We start from the raw sequence: 15520 nt of genomic DNA on the forward strand, positions 1-15520 counted from the left end.
ACGGTAACGCCGACCGGGGCACAATGGCACCCGGTCGGCATCACGTCAACTCAGCGAGATCAGGCAGACGGCTCGATGACCTGACGGCGGTTGTAGGTGCCGCAGGTGGGGCACGCGATGTGCGGCTGCTTCGGCGAACGGCACTGCGGGCAGCTCACCAGGGCGACAGCAGTCGTCTTCCACTGGGAGCGACGGGCGCGGGTGTTGCTCCGCGACATCTTTCGCTTCGGGACGGCCACGTCACTTCTCCTGATCGTTATCGTTCTCGGTAACCAGACCTTGCAACGACGCCCAGCGGGCGTCGATCTTCTCGTGCCGGTGATCGTCGCCGGCCTCGGCCAGCTTGATCCCGCACTCCGTGCAGAGCCCCGGGCAGTCCTCGCGGCAGACGGGGCTCAACGGCAGTGCGAGCACCACCGCGTCACGGAACGTCGGCTCGAGGTCGAGCAGCTCTCCGTCGAGCAGCGAGTCGTCCTCCGAGGCGTCCTCGTCGGAGTAGAAGAACAGCTCCTGCAGGTCGACCTCGATCTCCGAGGTCAACGGGTCAAGGCACCGCGCGCACTCCCCGGCGAGCGGGGCCTGCGCCGTGCCCGAGACGAGCACGCCTTCCATCACTGCTTCGAGCCGGAGGTCCAGCTCGACTTCGGCGTCCTTGGGAACGCCGATCATGTCGACGCCGAGATCCGCCGGAGCCGGAAGGGTCAGGGTGATCTCTCGCATCGTGCCCGGCCGCTTTCCCAGGTCGTGAGTGGAGATCACCCAAGGGGAGCGGGGGTTGAGGTGCTGAGTCATCCTGCTCTCGCTAGGCATGGCGATAACGCCGTCGTACAAGGCCGAAATGAAAGGATACCAGGTCGCCGTCAGCCTCTGAGCCGCTCGACGAGCAGCTTGTGCACCAGGTCCGGCACCAGGCCGGACACGTCTCCGCCATAACGGGCGATCTCCTTCACCCGGCTCGACGACAGGAACGAGTATTCGGGGTTCGTCGGCATGAACAGCGTCTCCACGCCCGACAGCCGGTAGTTGAGCTGGGCCATCTGCAACTCGTAGTCGAAGTCGCTGACCACCCGGATGCCCTTGACGATCGCCGGGATGTCGTTCTGCTTGCAGAAGTCGACGAGCAGGCCGTGGAACTTCCTGACCTTGACGTTCGCGTACTCCTTGGTCACGGTCTGCAGGATGTCGATCCGCTCGTCGACCGTGAACAGGCTGCTCTTCTCGACATTGATCAGTACGGCCACCGTCACCTCGTCGTACAGCCGGGCGGCCCGGCCGATGATGTCGAGATGACCGTTGGTGATGGGGTCGAACGACCCCGGGCAGACAACGCGGCGCAACACGCCTCCCAGGTCTACGGGTGGTCTACGGTTTCCCCGGCGGCGCGACCGTACCAAACGGACGCTTCACCATATCGACGGACCCTCTCCTCAACGTACCCGTCAGGCCACATCAGGGCCTTCCCCCTGCTTTCCCTCTCGAAAGCCACCAAAGCCCCTGGGACCAGCCACCCGTTGTCCCGCAACGCCACCAGCACCCGCCCCACCTCGTCATCCGACACCGCGTACGGCGGATCCGCGAACACGATGTCGAACGGCTCCTCCCCCGCCCTGGCCAGCACCCGCTCCACCCGATCGGCCACCACCCGCGCCCCGGCCAGACCCAGCGACGCCACGTTCGACCTGATGACCCGCACCGCCTTCGGGTCCGACTCCACCAGCACCGCCTCCGCCGCCCCCCGCGACAGCGCCTCCAGCCCCACCGCCCCCGACCCGGCGTACAGATCCATCACCCGCGCCCCGTCGAGCCCGTACAGCGAGTCGAGCGTCAAGAAGACGCCTTCCCTGGCCCTGTCACTGGTCGGCCTCGTCCCGCGCCCCGGCGGCGTCTCCAACCGGCGCCCACCCGCGCTCCCCGCGATGATCCGAGTCATGCGCCCCATTGTTCCGCATGTCCGCCCAGGTCAAGAGTGGACAAGTGTCTGCCTCGACTGCGCAAGGGTGATTCACATCGGGGGGCCCAGTGAGCAAGATGAGTCCTGCGGCCTTCGAGGTGACCCACATGAAGGCCGACCGGCGTGATCGTGAGCCCTTCCGCACGCCGGTTCCCTCGGCACCTGACCCGAGGGTGGGCCCAGCCGGGGACGGCATTCGGGGGGAGGCCGTCCCCGCGGCTGGGCCCTGGGCACCCCCCTCCCCACACACCTGACGGCGCCGTCCGCCCGTGCCTCACCCTTGGCCCTTCCGCGCCCCAACCCCTGGCCCCTTCCGCGCCGTACGCCTGCGCCGACCTCCGCCGTACGCCCCCCTCGCCGCACGGGCGCCGGGAGGGGGTCCGGGGTTTCCTCCTCGGCGGGTTAGGTCTTCTCCAGGTATTCGGCGCGTTCGTCGGCCAGGAGGCGGTCGATCTCGGCGCGGAGGCCGGGGTGGGTGGTGAGGGCGGGGTCGGCGGCGAGGAGGGCGGCGGCCTCGTCGCGGGCCGTGGCGATGACGTCCTCGTCGCGCAGCAGTTGCAGCATCTTGAGCGACGACCGTTTGCCCGACTGGGCGGCGCCGAGGACGTCGCCCTCGCGGCGCTGTTCCAGGTCGACGCGCGAGAGCTCGAACCCGTCGAGGGTCGCGGCGACGGCGTCGAGGCGGGCGCGGGCGGGGGTGTTCTCCGGGAAGTCGGACACCAGCAGGCACAGCCCGGGCAGCCCGCCCCGCCCGACGCGCCCGCGGAGCTGGTGGAGCTGGGAGACGCCGAACCGGTCGGCGTCCATGATGATCATCACCGACGAGTTGGGCACGTCGACGCCGACCTCGATCACCGTGGTCGCCACCAGGATGTCGATCTCGCCCCGGCTGAACGACCGCATGATGGCGTCCTTCTCCTCGGGCGGCAGCTTGCCGTGGAGGACGGCCACGCGCAGGTCGTGGAAGGGCCCTTCGGACAGCATCTCGGCCACCTCCAGGACGGCCAGCGGCGGCCGGCGCTCCTCGTCGGCGGAGGCGGAGCCGGAGTTGGAGTCGGAGGGGGCCAGGTCGCCCTCGTCGCCTTCCAGGTCGCCGATGCGGGGGCAGACGATGTACGCCTGCCGGCCGAGGGCGACCTCTTCGCGGACCCGGGCCCAGGTGCGTTCGAGGTAGTGGGGCTTCTCGGCGGCGGGGACGACGTGGGTGGTGATGGGCGCCCGCCCGGAGGGGAGCTGGGAGAGCGTGGAGACTTCCAGGTCGCCGAAGACGGTCATGGCGACCGTGCGCGGGATGGGGGTGGCGGTCATGACGAGGACGTGGGGCCGGGCGTCGCCGGCCTTCTCGCGGAGCGCGTCGCGCTGCTCGACGCCGAAGCGGTGCTGTTCGTCGACGACCACGAGGCCGAGGTCGGCGAACTGGACGTGCTCCTGGAGCAGGGCGTGGGTGCCGACGACGATCCCGGCGGTGCCGGAGGCGGCGTCGAGCAGGGCCGCGCGCCGGGCGGCGGCTCCCATCGAGCCGGTGAGCAGGGTGACGGCGGTGCCGCCGAACATGCCGCCCTGCGCCAGGTCGCCCAGCATGCCGCTGATCGAGCGGTGGTGCTGCTGGGCGAGCACCTCGGTCGGGGCGAGCAGCACGGCCTGGCCGCCCGCGTCGACGACCTGGAGCATGGCGCGCAGCGCGACGACGGTCTTGCCGGCGCCGACCTCGCCCTGGAGCAGCCGGTGCATGGGGTGCTCCAGCGCCAGGTCGGCGGCGATCTCCTCGCCGACGGCCGCCTGCCCCTCGGTGAGCGAGAACGGCAGCCGCGCGTCGAAGTCGGCCAGCAGGCCGCCGTCGCGGCGCGGGCGCGGCTTGGCCGGCCACGCGGTGGCCGCCTGCCTGCGCTGCAGCAGCACGGCCTGGAGCAGGAACGCCTCGTCGAACTTCAGCCGTTTGCGGGCCCGCTGCACGTCACCGAAGTCCTTCGGCCGGTGGATCGCCGTCAGCGCGTCGTCGAGCCCCGGCAGCGCGTGGCGGGCGCGCAGGTCGGCGGGCAGCGGGTCGTCGAGCGGGCCGAGCGTGTCCAGCATCATGCCGATGGCCCGCCGGATCGCCCACGGGGTGAGGTCCTTGCCCGCCGGGTAGATGGGCACCGGCGCCGCCGCGAAGTCCTCGGCGCTCGCCTCGCCCTCCTCGAACAGCTCGAACTCGGGGTGGGCGAGCTGCCAGCGCGGCTTGCCCCGCGCCCCGAACAGCCCCACCTTGCCGGCGAACATGCCGCGCCGGCCCGGTTTGAGCCGCGACTCGGCCACGTGGGAGCCCTTGCCGAAGAACGACAGGTAGATCTTGCTGCCGCTGCCGTCGACGACCTCGACCTCCAGCCAGGTGCCGCCGCGGTTGCGCATCGGCTTGCGCATCAGCCGGGTGACCTCGCCCACCACGGTCACGTGCTCGTCGACCTCCAGGGCGTCGAGCGAGGTCAGCTCGCCGCGCTCGGCATAGCGCCGGGGGTAGTGGCGCAGCAGGTCGCCGACCGTCTCCAGGCCGAGCACGGTGTGCAGCAGCTTGGCGGTCTTCGGGTCGAGCGCCTTCGTCAGAGGCTCGTCGAAACGGCTCACGCCACCTAGTTCTACCGCTTGCGGCCGACAGGAATCACTCGACGCCGATGAGCAGCGGGTAGCCGTCCTGCTCCCCCTGGTAGACGACGAGGTCGACGTCGGGCCGTACGCGCGAGAGATGCCCGGCCACGTGGTCGGCGAGCAGGGCCGGGGCGCGGGCGCCCGTGACGAGGGTCACCAGCTCGCCGCCGCCCGCCACCATCCGGTCCACGACGAGCGTGGCGACGCCGTCGAGCGTGTCGCCGATCACGGCCACGTCGCCGTCGATCAGCCCGAGCACGTCGCCGGGGCGGCACAGGCCGGCGCTGGTGACGGCCTCCTGGTCGGCCAGCGCGAGGTGGCCGTGGCGGGTGTGGCCGGCGGCGTCGGTCATGGCGACCACGTCGTCGTCGAAGCGCCGCAGCGGGTCGTGCACGGCGAGCGCGGCCAGGCCCTGCACGGTCGCCCTGGTCGGCAGCACGCTCACCGCGACGCCGTCCTCGCGGGCGATCTCGGCGGCGGCGGAGGCGACGGCTCCGGCGGCCTCGTCGTTCGGGAGCACGACGACCTCGTCCCCGGCCTGCCGGATGGCGGCGAGCATGGCGGGCAGGGCCGGCCTGCCGCCGGGCTCGCGCCGGACGACGACCGCGCCGCACTCCTCGAACAGCGCCGCGATCCCGTCGCCCGCGGCGACGGCCACCACGCCCCGGCCGGGTCCGGCGCGGTGGGTGCGCTCGGCCAGGTAGGTGATCCTGATGCGGTGGGGGCGGCCGGCCCGCAGCCCGGCCTCGACGGCCGGGCCCGCCTCGCCGACATGCACGTGGACGTTCCACAGTCCCTCGCCGCCGACCACGACGAGCGACTCGCCCATGGCGTCGAGCTCCGTACGCAGCCGGGCGACGGCCGCGTCGTCGGCGTCGAGCAGGTACATGACCTCGTAGCCCGCGCCCACCTCGGTCATCGGCGACACCCGGGCGGTCGGTCCGGGCACCTCGTAGCGCTCCCGGTGGACGCCGGTGATCACCGCGGCGAGCGTCTCCAGCACGATCGCCAGCCCGGCGCCGCCCGCGTCGACGACGCCGCTGCGGGCCAGCACGTCGAGCTGGTCGGGGGTACGGCGCAGCGCCGCGCGGGCGGCCTCGGCGGCGCGGCGCGCGACCTCGCCGGGCCCGCTCCGCAGGTCCTGTACGGCCTGCGCGGCGGCGGCCAGCACGCTCAGCACCGTGCCGTCGACGGGCCTGGCGACACTCTGCCTGGCGAGCGCGGCTGCCCTGGCCAGCCCGGCACGCAGGTCGGAGCCGTCCTTCAGCACCTCGGCCAGCCCGCGCAGCGCCTGGCTGACGATGACCCCGGAATTGCCGCGCGCCCCGACCAGCGCCCCGTAGGAGAGCGTCTGCCACACGACCTCGGCGCCCACGTCGTCGGGCAGCGACTCGACCGCCTCGGCCGCCGACAGCATCGTCAGGTGCAGGTTCGTGCCGGTGTCGCCGTCGGCCACCGGGAACACGTTGAGCGAGTCGAGCTCGCCCCTGGCCCTGCCGAGCGCGTCGGCGGCCAGCCGGGCCCAGCGTCGCACCGCGGGCGGGTCGAGATCCTCCATGTGCGCGCTCCGGCCTCCCCGCGTGCGCTACCGTTAATCGAGGAGAATATCGCCGTGTCCGGCGTCGTCCAGTGGTGATCGAGTTCGCCGTGGTGGTGCGGATCGGATATTCTCGTCTGGCTGGCCGGTTGTCCCGGCATGCCCTCCGCCCGACGAACATCAGCGGACCGGGCTACATCGACTGTTTTAAGGAGCGATACCGTGGCTTCCGTCTGCGATGTCTGCCGCAAGGGGCCGACCTTCGGCAACAACGTGTCCCACTCTCACCGCCGCACCCGCCGTCGTTGGAACCCCAACATCCAGACGGTTCGCGCGGTCGTCGGCGGCACGCCGAAGAAGATGAACGTGTGCACCTCGTGCATCAAGGCGGGCAAGGTCACCCGCTAACCCACGCTCTGACGAAGGCCCGCCGCTCACCCGAGCGGCGGGCCTTCGTCGTGCCCGCCGAGCCGCAAAGGCCCGCAGGACGCCGCAGGCCCGCCGTACGGGCTAGGGTCACCGCTGGGTGCGCTGCTGCCAGGCGTGGTCGACCGGGCCGATGCCCGCGCCCAGGGGGAAGCCGTGGGCGATGGCGCCCGTCACGTACGCCTTGGCCTTGGCGACGGCGCCCGGCACGTCCTCGCCCAGGGCCAGGTGGGAGGCGATGGCGGAGGCGAGCGTGCAGCCGGTGCCGTGGGTGTGGCGGTTGTCGTGGCGTTCGGCGGTGAAGCGGTGCTCGGCGGCGCCGTCGGTGAGGAGGTCGACGGGCCTGCCGGGCAGGTGGCCGCCCTTGACCAGCACCCAGGTGGGCCCGAGCTCCAGGATGGCGTCGGCGGCCCGGCGCAGGTCGTCCTCGTCCTCGACCTTGACGCTGGTGAGCTGTTCCACCTCCCACAGGTTGGGGGTGACGACGGTGGCGACGGGCATCAGGCGCGTCCTGAGCGTCTCGACGGCCTCGGGCGCGAGCAGGGAGTCGCCGTGCTTGGACACGCCGACCGGGTCGACGACGAGCGGCGCGGGGTAGCCGGCCAGCTTCTCCGCGACCAGCTCGACCAGCGCGGGCGAGGCCAGCATGCCGGTCTTGACGGCCTGGGCGCCGATGTCGCCGAGCACCGAGTCGAGCTGCGCCCGCACCGCCTCGGGCGGCAGCTCCCAGTAGCCCTGGACGCCGATGGAGTTCTGCGCGGTGACCGCGGCGATCACGCTCATGCCGTGCACGCCCTGGGCCAGCATGGTCTTCAGATCGGCCTGAATGCCCGCACCGCCGCCGGAGTCGGATCCGGCGACGGTCAGCACGCGTGGGGGAGTCGAAACCGTCATATCCCCCATCCAACCACTTAGCTGACGGAACACTCCCCGCCGACCATGCCGCAGCTACGCGGCTGGCCCGCCTTGCCGAGGGCCTTGACGGTGATCTCACTGGAGTCGCCGGACGCGATCGTCGCCGGCAGGTCCACGATCAGCAGGTTCCCGTCCTGCGTCCAGGTGGCGCCGTCGACGTCCGTGACGCGGCCCCGTACGGGCAGCGACAGCGTGAGGGCGGTCAGCGGGCCGGCGGAGGAGTTGCGGACGTTCACGGCGGCGGTGTAGCCGGTGAGGCCCTGCTTGACCACGTCGAAGTCGACCCGCACGGAGGAGCCGCCGGCCGCGAGCTGGGTGGTGGCCGTCGGGGCCGGCTGGGTGGTGCTGTCCTGCCTGGGTCGGCCGTCGGCGTCACCCAGCGGGGACGTCTCCTCGCTGGGCGTCTCGGTCGGGATCTCCTCGATGATCTCGTCGACCGGCTCCTCCACAGGCTCCTGGGCCTGCTTGGACTTGGTCTTGGTCGGCTTGGGGGTCGGCGACGGGGTGCGGCGCGGCTGGACCGGGGCGTCGGTGGCCTTAGGGGCCGGCGGGTCGGCCGCCTCGCTCTCCTTCTCCGCCGGCTCGTCCTCCACCGGTTCCTCGGCGGGGTCCGCCACGGGCTCGGGGTCCTCGGCCGGGGGCTCGGACACGGCCGGCCCCGGCTGGTTGCTCGCCTGGACGGCGGCGCAGGCGCCGCCGGGGCAGTCGGCCGCGCCGCCGGAGCTCATCATCTTGACGCCCGCCACGGTGCCGCCGAGCACGATGGCGACGGCCGCCACGGAGAGCAGGGCCAGCTTGCCCCTGCCGCCGGACGGGGCGTCGTACGGGTCCTTGGGCGGCTTGCGGCGGCCACGGCGCGAGCTGGGCTCCGGCTCGGCGGGCTGCTCGCCGTCCGACGACCAGCCGGAGCCGAGGAAGCCGCTCTCGGCCTCGGCCCACGCGGGGGTGGGGGCGGCCATCGTCGGCTCGCCTGCCACCTTGACGTCGCCCGGCTCGGGCGGGCCTGCGGTGACGGGCGGGTCGAACCTCGCCGTACGGTCGTCAGGGAAGGGATTGAACGCGCCGGTCCGCTCCGCCGGGCCCTCGTCGAACGCCTCCCCGCCGGCGAACCCGCCGGGCCGGGCGTACGGGTTCGGGTGATCGCCGCCCACGGGCTCGAACGACCCCGTCTGCGGCCCCTGGTCGAACGGATTGGGGACCGGGACCTGCGGGTTCAGCGGGGGGTCCGGCTCGAACGGGTTCGGCTGCTTGGCCTGGCCGAAGGGGTCCGACGGCGGGCCGAAGACGGCCGTGCTGTCGTGCGGGGCCGGGTCGAAGACGCTGGGCCGGGACGGCGGCTGGGCGGCGGCCTCGGGGACGTCGTCCCAGGAGGCCGGGCGGGCGAAGGCGCCCGTGACCTCGAAGGGCTGGTCAGCCGGCGGGACCGGCCGTCCGGGCTCCGGCCGGGGCGACGCGGCGAAGGCGCCGGTGACCTCGAACGGGTCGGACTGCGGCACGGCTGAGGACGGGGCGTCGTCCCGCTGGGGCATGGGCGACCACTGGCCCGTCACCTCGACCTGGTCGGGCAGTGACGGCCAGCCTGGCTCGGACGGCTTGCCCTCCGAGCCCCAGAAGGACTCGGGCTGCTCGTCGTGCGAACCCCAGAAGGCGCTGGTTTCCCCCCGTTCGTCCCCATCTTCGGATCCACCGGTGCCGTGGCGGCCCATGACAGCCCTCTCTGCCGGTTACAGTTGGCCGCCAATCTTCATAACACCTTTACTACGCCTTTGTCCCAACATTCCCCGCAGTCACGCCGGAAATCCGGAAAATACTACGCAAATCGGGCTAGTTGGTCACCTAAAGTGATCCCATCCGCCGGGCCCGGTCTCACGCCCCGTGACCCCGACGCCCTCCCCCTCGACCACGCGCCCCACGACCTGCCAGGAGGCGGGAAGCCGCACGTCAGGAGGGAACGTGGCGGCCAGGGCGTGGTCCTCGCCGCCGGTGAGCACCCAGTCGAGCGGATCGGCGCCCAGCTCCTTGGCCGCCGCGGCCACCGGCTCCGCCACCGGGAGCGCCCCCGGGTCCAGCTCGACGCGCACCCCGCTGGCCGCGGCCACGTGGCCCAGGTCCTGCAGCAGCCCGTCGCTCACGTCCAGCATGGCGCTCGCGCCCAGCCGAGCCGCCTCCGGCCCGCACGCGTAGGGCGGGCTGGGCCGCCGGTGGCCGGCCACCACGTCGCCCCAGCGCGGCTCCCGTTCGGCCTGCTCGCCGCCGGTGGCGCGGCCCGCCTCCAGCAGGGCCAGCCCGGCCGCCGAATAGCCCAGGCGGCCCGCCACGGCCACCACGTGCCCAGGCCGGGCGGCGGCACGGGTCACCGGCGCGCGACCCTGGAGGTCGCCCAGCGCCGTCACCCCGATGACGACCAGGTCGCAGCGGGTGACGTCGCCCCCGGCCACACTGGCCCCTACCAGGGCGCACTCCTCGCGGAAGCCGTCGGTGAGGCCGTCGAGCCAGGTGAGGGGCAGGTCGGCGGGCATCCCGAGCCCGACCACGATGGAGGTGGGCACCGCGCCCATGGCGGCCACGTCGGCCAGGTTCTGGGCCGCGGCCTTGCGGCCGACGTCGTAGCCGCTGGACCAATGGCGGCGGAAGTGCCTACCCTCGATCAGGAGATCTGTAGATACCACGACGCGCCCGTCCGGCGCGCTGACCATCGCGGCGTCGTCGCCCGGCCCCAGCAGCACCGCGGCGCCCTGAGGCAGGCGCGCGGCGATGCGGGCCACAACTCCGAACTCGCCGAGTTCACCGACTGTGATGACGCACCTCCTGACGCTCACAGGGTACGGTGGCCCTTCGGCGTGATCCAATCGCCTGGGAGGACGTAATGGTGCAGGCCTACATCCTTATTCAGACCGAGGTCGGCAAGGCGGCGGCGGTGGCCCACGAGATCTCCGGCATCACCGGGGTGACTCAGGCGGAAGACGTGACGGGCCCCTACGACGTGATCGTGCGCGCCGAGGCTCGCAACGTCGACGAGCTGGGCAAGCTCGTCGTGGCCCAGATTCAGGCCGTGGAGGGCATCACGCGTACCCTTACGTGTCCGATCGTCCATATCTGAGGTAGATCTTTCCATGCGTACGGCCCCCGTCCTGCTTGTCCTGCTCGCACTGGCCGGATGCGGTGGCGCCGTCCAGGTCGAACCGCCCAAGCCCGAGGGTGAGGCGGTGGCGGCCTGCGACCGGCTGGCCGGCCTGCTGCCCGCCAAGATCGGGGCCGACGGGCGCACGGAGTCCACGCCCGCCTCCCCGTACGTCGCGGTGTGGGGGCCGGGCACGGTCGCGTTGCGCTGCGGCGTGCCCAGGCCGGCCAGGATGGCGCCCACCGACCAGCTCCAGGAGATCAACGGGGTGGGCTGGTTCGCCGATCCCGAACGGCCCACCCTGTTCACCGCCGTCGCCGCCCCGCTCTACGTGGAGGTCACGGTCGGCGGCTCGCACGTGGCCCCCGAGGTGCTCGCCGAGCTGTCGGGCCCGATCGGCCAGGTGTCAGCGCAGCCCCGGTGACCGGTTGAGCGCGAGCTGCACGAGCCGGTCGACCAGCGCCGGGTAGGGCAGCCCGGAGGCGGCCCAGAGCTGCGGCGCCACCGACAGCGCGGTGAAGCCCGGCATGGTGTTGATCTCGTTGAGCACCAGCCGCCCGTCGGGCGTGTAGAAGAAGTCGACCCGCGCCAGCCCCTCGCACTCCAGCGCCTCGAACGCGCGCACCGCCATCGCGCGCAGCTCCTCGGCCGCCTCGGCCGGGATGTCGGCGGGCACGGTGAGCGACATCTGGTCGGGGTAGTACTTGGCCTCGAAGTCGAAGAACTCCTGGCCGCCCTCGACCCTGACCTCGCCGGGCGCCGACGCTGCGGGCGGGTCGTCGCCGAGCGACTCCAGCACCGCGCACTCGACCTCGCGCCCGGTCATGGCCTCCTCGATGAGGACCTTGGGGTCGTGCTGCCTGGCGAACTCCACGGCCCGCTCCAGCTCGGCCCGGTCGTGGGCCTTGGAGATGCCCTGCGAGGACCCGGCCCTGGCCGGCTTGACGAACACCGGCCAGCCGAGCTGCTCCTCGGCCTCCTTCACCACCCGGTCGCGGTCGAGCCGCCAGTCACGGTCGCGGACCACCACGTAGCGGCCGATCGGCAGCCCGGCGGCGGCCAGGACCGTCTTCATGTAGCCCTTGTCCATGCCGACCGCGCTGGCCAGCACGCCGGAGCCGACGTAGCGGACCCCGGCCATCTCCAGCAGCCCCTGGATGGTGCCGTCCTCGGCGAACGGCCCGTGCATGACCGGGAACACCACGTCGACCGAGCCCAGCTCGACCGGGATGCTGCCCGGGTCGTAGGCCACGAGGGAGCTGCCGCCCGAAGGCAGCGCGAGCGCCGCGCCGGTGGTCTCGACGGCGGGCAGCTCGCCTTCCTCGATCTGGAAGCGCTGATCGGCCGAGGCCAGCACCCACCTGCCGTCCTGGGCGATCCCGATGGGGATCACCTCGTACTTGCTCCTGTCGATCGCCTCCAGCACGCTGCCCGCCCCCATCAGGGACACGGCATGCTCGGAATTGCGACCTCCGAAAACGACGGCGACGCGTGGCTTGCTCATGAGGTCCGAATCTACCGGCGCGCTCCGCCCACAGCGAGTCAAGCACGCGTGTTTCGGGACATCAGACGCCGTAACGCTCGGGTTTGGGTGAGCGCGACATGAGCAGCATCCCCGCCTCCGCAGGCGACATGCCGTCGTGGACGACGCCGACGACGACTTCGGTGATCGGCATTTCCACGTCGTGTTTCCTGGCCAGCTCCAGCACCGACTCGCAGGACTTGACGCCCTCGGCGGTCTGCCGGGTGGCGGCGACGACCTCCTCCAGCGTCATGCCGCGCCCCAGGTTCTCGCCGAAGGTGCGGTTGCGTGACAGCGGCGAGGTGCAGGTGGCGACCAGGTCGCCCATGCCGGCCAGCCCGGCGAACGTGTGCGGGTCGGCGCCGAGCGCGGCGCCCAGGCGGGAGATCTCGGCCAGGCCCCGGGTCATCAGCAGCGCGCCCACGTTGTCGCCCATGCCCATGCCGGCGGCCACGCCGACGGCCAGCGCGATCACGTTCTTGACGGCGCCGCCGAGCTCCACGCCCACCACGTCGGTGTTGGTGTAGGGGCGGAACCACGGCGGCAGGTGGCACGCCTTCTGCAGCCGGTCGGCGACGCCCTCGTCGGCGCAGGCGACCACGGCGGCGGCGGGCTGGCGCTGGGCTATCTCCTTGGCCAGGTTGGGCCCGGAGACGACCGCCACCCGCTCCGGCGGCACCCCGGCGACCTCGCGGATCACCTCGCTCATCCGCTTGGTGGTGCCGAGCTCGATGCCCTTCATGAGGCTGACCAGCACCGCGTCACGCGGGATGTGCTCGCGCCAGGCGGTCAGGTTGGCCCGCAGCGTCTGCGAGGGCACGGCCAGCACCACGAAGTCGGCCCCGTCGAGCGCCTCGGCGACGTCGGTGGTGGCGCGCAGCGAGGTGGGCAGCGCGACGCCGGGCAGGTAGTCGGCGTTCATGTGGGTGCGGTCGATCGCCTCGACCACTTCGGGGCGGCGCCCGTACAGGACGGTCTTGTTGCCGGCCTCGGCGAGGATCATCGCGAACGTGGTCCCCCAGGAGCCGGTGCCGAACACGGCGGCCTTGGTCATCTCGTCACCGTCCGGCGGGATCGTAGGGAGTCTCGGGAGCCTTCTCGCCGCGCAGCTCGGCGAGCTGGGCGGTGAGCGCGGCCATGATGTCGGCCGTGGCCTCGCGCAGCACGTCGGCGTGCGGCGGCCGGCCGGCGTAGCGCGACAGGTCGACCGGGGGGCCGACCAGCACGCGGAACGTCTTGCGGGGGAAGATCCTGGGCCGCTTCTGGCCGTAGGGCAGCAGCTCGTGGGCGCCCCAGTGGGCGATGGGGATCACCTGGACGCCGCTCTCCAGGGCCAGCCTGGCGGCGCCGGTCTTGCCCACCATCGGCCACAGGCGGGGATCGCGGGTGCAGGTGCCCTCGGGGTAGAACAGGATCGCGCCGCCGTCCTTGAGCCGCTGCTCCGACTCCCGCAGCGACCTGGCGGCGTCCGCGCTGCCCCGGTAGACGGGGATGGCGCGCAGCGAGCGCACCGCGTGACCCAGCAGCGGCACCTTGAACAGCGCCGCCTTCGCCAGGATGATCGGCCAGCGGCCGTTGTTGTAGAGGAAGTGCGACAGCAGCACCGGGTCGGCCCACGACAGGTGATTGGCCACGATGATCACGCCTCCCGTGCGCGGGAGGCGGTCGCCGCGGCGCCAGTCTTTCTTGACCAGGAGCCACGAGAGCGGTTTCACGATCACGACGGCCAGGGTTTCCCAGAAACGCGACGGTCGCGTGACGCGGCTCATGGTCTCCTCCAACACCTCTGGTATGCGCCCAAGTCTCCCGGTTGGCCGCCAGGGATGTCGAGGCGCGATGCTTAAGCCTATGAGCATCCGCTGGTCGCTGGTCATTCCGGTGAAGACCCTGGTAGCGGCGAAGACCCGGCTGGCCGCCGCCACGGGCCCGCACCGCACGCGGCTCGCCGTCGCGGTCGCCTGCGACACCGTCACTGCCGCCCTCGCCTGCCCGGCGGTCGCCAGGGTAATCGTGGTGACGGCCGACCCGGCCGCCGCGGGGCCGCTGGCCGGGCTCGGCGCCGACGTGGTGCACGACCCGGACCGGGGGCTCAACACGGCGCTGCGCACCGGCGCGGCGCACGCGGTGCGGCTGGCGCCCGGCGACCCCGTCGGAGCGCTCCAGGCCGACCTGCCGGCGCTGCGCCCGGCGGAGCTGGCGATCGCACTGGGGGCCGCCGCCGAGTCCGACCAGGCGTTCGTGCCCGACGCGCTCGACGTCGGCACCACCTTCTACGGCGTACGGCCCGGCAGGCCCTTCCGGCCCCGGTTCGGCGGCGAGTCACGGGCCAAGCACCTGGCGGGCGGGGCCAAGGAGCTGACCCCGGAGGGCATCGACTCGCTGCGGCGCGACGTCGACACACCGGACGACCTGCGCGCCGCCATCACGCTCGGCCTGGGCGCCCACACGGCGGCGGTGGTAGCGGAGCTGTGGCCCGACGGCGGTGACGGCGGCGGTGATCAGGTCTAGGCTGGAACGCATGCAGGGGACGGTGCGCAGCTTCGACGAGGCCACCCGGTCCGGCTCGGTCTTCCTCGACGACGGGACCGTGCTGACCTTCCCCGCCCATGCCTTCGACGCCGGGCCGCTGCTGCTGTTGCGCACCGGCCAGCGGGTCAACTTCACGGTGTCCGGCGGCGAGATCGGCTACATCACGCTGTCGACCTTCCCGCTGCCGTGAAAAGGCCCGGACCCCCGTAAAGGGAGCCCGGGCCTTTCGCCGCTGCGGTGCCTACTTCTTCTTCGCGGCCTTCTTGCCGCCCTCGTTCACCAGATCCTTGAAGTCCGAACCGGGGCGGAACTTGGGCGCCCAGCTCTCCGCCACCTTGATCTCGGCGCCGGTCGAAGGGTTCCTGGCCGTCCTGGCCGGCTTGTGCACCATCTCGAAGGCGCCGAAGCCCGTGATCGAGACCTTGTCGCCGTTGGCCACTGCCTTCTGGACGGCGTCGATGACCGCGTTGACGGCCTCTGTCGCCGTCTTCCTGTCGCCGACGCGATCCGCGATGGCGTCGACGAGTTCCCGCTTGTTCATGAAAGTTTCTGCTCCCCCAGTTACGGCTCGGGGTTCCAGCTCACGAGTCTGACGTAGAAACCCCTTACGCGCTCGAAAGTAGGCGGGATCGGGGGGGAACTCAATCACCCGGCGTGTTTTCGTCCTCGCGTGGCGTGTCGGCGGCCTCGTCGAGAACGGCCAGGAAGTTGTCCAGGCGGGCGGCCGCGCGGCCGGGATCGAGCTTGGCCTGGTCGCAGATGGACAGGTAGTGGCGCGCCAGCCGCTCGCGGTCGGCGCGGTCGGTCAGGGGCAGCATGCGGACGCGGCGGTGCGCTTCGCGCAACCGCCGCGCCAGCTCGTCGTCGTCTAGACGGTGGTCGGCAGCCATGGCTGCC

The 15520-nt window shown here is 72.3% G+C and carries 19 protein-coding genes; 5 read left to right on the top strand and 14 right to left on the bottom strand.

What is annotated here, in order from left to right:
* Window positions 1-59: 59 nt before the first annotated feature.
* From rpmF to KME80_RS19040, 6 genes are all read right to left on the bottom strand, one after another.
* On the bottom strand, window positions 60-239 hold the full coding sequence (rpmF, locus tag KME80_RS19015; protein WP_033409409.1) for a 50S ribosomal protein L32: 180 nt from the start codon (window positions 237-239) through the stop codon (window positions 60-62).
* 1 nt (window position 240) lies between these two features.
* Window positions 241-792: a YceD family protein gene (locus KME80_RS19020; protein ID WP_219507014.1), complete on the bottom strand. Its 552-nt coding sequence runs from the start codon at window positions 790-792 to the stop codon at window positions 241-243.
* A gap of 68 nt (window positions 793-860) precedes the next feature.
* Window positions 861-1337 (bottom strand): pantetheine-phosphate adenylyltransferase, encoded by a 477-nt coding sequence (gene coaD / locus KME80_RS19025; protein ID WP_219507015.1) that lies wholly within the window; start codon window positions 1335-1337, stop codon window positions 861-863.
* 14 nt (window positions 1338-1351) lie between these two features.
* Entirely contained in the window at window positions 1352-1930 is a 579-nt protein-coding gene (gene rsmD, locus KME80_RS19030; protein ID WP_219507016.1) for a 16S rRNA (guanine(966)-N(2))-methyltransferase RsmD, read from the bottom strand.
* A gap of 423 nt (window positions 1931-2353) precedes the next feature.
* Window positions 2354-4552 carry an ATP-dependent DNA helicase RecG gene (gene recG, locus KME80_RS19035; protein WP_219507017.1) on the bottom strand — a complete coding sequence of 733 codons (2199 nt, stop codon included), beginning with the start codon at window positions 4550-4552 and terminating at the stop codon, window positions 2354-2356.
* 34 nt (window positions 4553-4586) lie between these two features.
* The gene (locus tag KME80_RS19040) at window positions 4587-6131 is read right to left on the bottom strand and encodes a DAK2 domain-containing protein (protein WP_219507018.1); all 1545 of its coding nucleotides are present in this window, start codon (window positions 6129-6131) and stop codon (window positions 4587-4589) included.
* Between the two features lie 201 nt (window positions 6132-6332).
* Here KME80_RS19040 and rpmB point away from each other — a divergent pair, with 201 nt between their 5' ends.
* Window positions 6333-6518, top strand: coding sequence for a 50S ribosomal protein L28 (gene rpmB, locus KME80_RS19045; protein WP_183656410.1), 186 nt, complete (start codon window positions 6333-6335; stop codon window positions 6516-6518).
* 108 nt (window positions 6519-6626) lie between these two features.
* Here rpmB and thiD read toward each other — a convergent pair whose 3' ends face one another.
* The 3 genes from thiD to KME80_RS19060 form a co-directional block, all read right to left on the bottom strand.
* The gene (thiD, locus tag KME80_RS19050) at window positions 6627-7439 is read right to left on the bottom strand and encodes a bifunctional hydroxymethylpyrimidine kinase/phosphomethylpyrimidine kinase (RefSeq protein ID WP_219507019.1); all 813 of its coding nucleotides are present in this window, start codon (window positions 7437-7439) and stop codon (window positions 6627-6629) included.
* 8 nt (window positions 7440-7447) lie between these two features.
* A complete protein-coding gene (locus KME80_RS19055) occupies window positions 7448-9157 on the bottom strand; it encodes a hypothetical protein (protein ID WP_219507020.1) in 1710 nt (569 codons plus the stop codon).
* Between the two features lie 126 nt (window positions 9158-9283).
* Entirely contained in the window at window positions 9284-10249 is a 966-nt protein-coding gene (locus tag KME80_RS19060) for a thiamine-phosphate kinase (protein WP_219507056.1), read from the bottom strand.
* 68 nt (window positions 10250-10317) lie between these two features.
* Here KME80_RS19060 and KME80_RS19065 point away from each other — a divergent pair, with 68 nt between their 5' ends.
* Window positions 10318-10551: an Lrp/AsnC family transcriptional regulator gene (locus KME80_RS19065; RefSeq protein ID WP_219507021.1), complete on the top strand. Its 234-nt coding sequence runs from the start codon at window positions 10318-10320 to the stop codon at window positions 10549-10551.
* A 13-nt stretch (window positions 10552-10564) separates the two neighbouring features.
* On the top strand, window positions 10565-10996 hold the full coding sequence (locus tag KME80_RS19070) for a DUF3515 family protein (RefSeq protein WP_219507022.1): 432 nt from the start codon (window positions 10565-10567) through the stop codon (window positions 10994-10996).
* Here KME80_RS19070 and KME80_RS19075 read toward each other — a convergent pair.
* From KME80_RS19075 to KME80_RS19085, 3 genes are all read right to left on the bottom strand, one after another.
* Window positions 10979-12076, bottom strand: coding sequence for a D-alanine--D-alanine ligase family protein (locus KME80_RS19075; protein WP_219507024.1), 1098 nt, complete (start codon window positions 12074-12076; stop codon window positions 10979-10981). The genes KME80_RS19070 and KME80_RS19075 overlap by 18 nt on opposite strands.
* Before the next feature lie 61 nt (window positions 12077-12137).
* The gene (locus KME80_RS19080) at window positions 12138-13148 is read right to left on the bottom strand and encodes an NAD(P)H-dependent glycerol-3-phosphate dehydrogenase (RefSeq protein WP_219507026.1); all 1011 of its coding nucleotides are present in this window, start codon (window positions 13146-13148) and stop codon (window positions 12138-12140) included.
* Between the two features lie 4 nt (window positions 13149-13152).
* Window positions 13153-13863, bottom strand: a complete 711-nt coding sequence (locus KME80_RS19085; protein WP_219507028.1) for a lysophospholipid acyltransferase family protein — start codon at window positions 13861-13863, stop codon at window positions 13153-13155.
* A gap of 79 nt (window positions 13864-13942) precedes the next feature.
* Between KME80_RS19085 and cofC the strand changes: the two genes are divergently transcribed.
* A complete protein-coding gene (cofC, locus tag KME80_RS19090) occupies window positions 13943-14602 on the top strand; it encodes a 2-phospho-L-lactate guanylyltransferase (protein WP_246645190.1) in 660 nt (219 codons plus the stop codon).
* Window positions 14603-14612: 10 nt separating this feature from the next.
* Window positions 14613-14813 carry a hypothetical protein gene (locus tag KME80_RS19095; RefSeq protein ID WP_219507032.1) on the top strand — a complete coding sequence of 67 codons (201 nt, stop codon included), beginning with the start codon at window positions 14613-14615 and terminating at the stop codon, window positions 14811-14813.
* 51 nt (window positions 14814-14864) lie between these two features.
* Here KME80_RS19095 and KME80_RS19100 read toward each other — a convergent pair whose 3' ends face one another.
* Both KME80_RS19100 and KME80_RS19105 read right to left on the bottom strand, forming a co-directional pair.
* Entirely contained in the window at window positions 14865-15164 is a 300-nt protein-coding gene (locus KME80_RS19100; protein WP_219507033.1) for an HU family DNA-binding protein, read from the bottom strand.
* Between the two features lie 100 nt (window positions 15165-15264).
* Window positions 15265-15520: SCO5555 family protein (locus KME80_RS19105; RefSeq protein WP_504739715.1), on the bottom strand; the 256-nt coding region annotated here is incomplete at its 5' end.

Origin of the sequence: Nonomuraea ceibae, assembly GCF_019396325.1 — a bacterium.
Lineage (GTDB): Bacteria > Actinomycetota > Actinomycetes > Streptosporangiales > Streptosporangiaceae > Nonomuraea > Nonomuraea ceibae.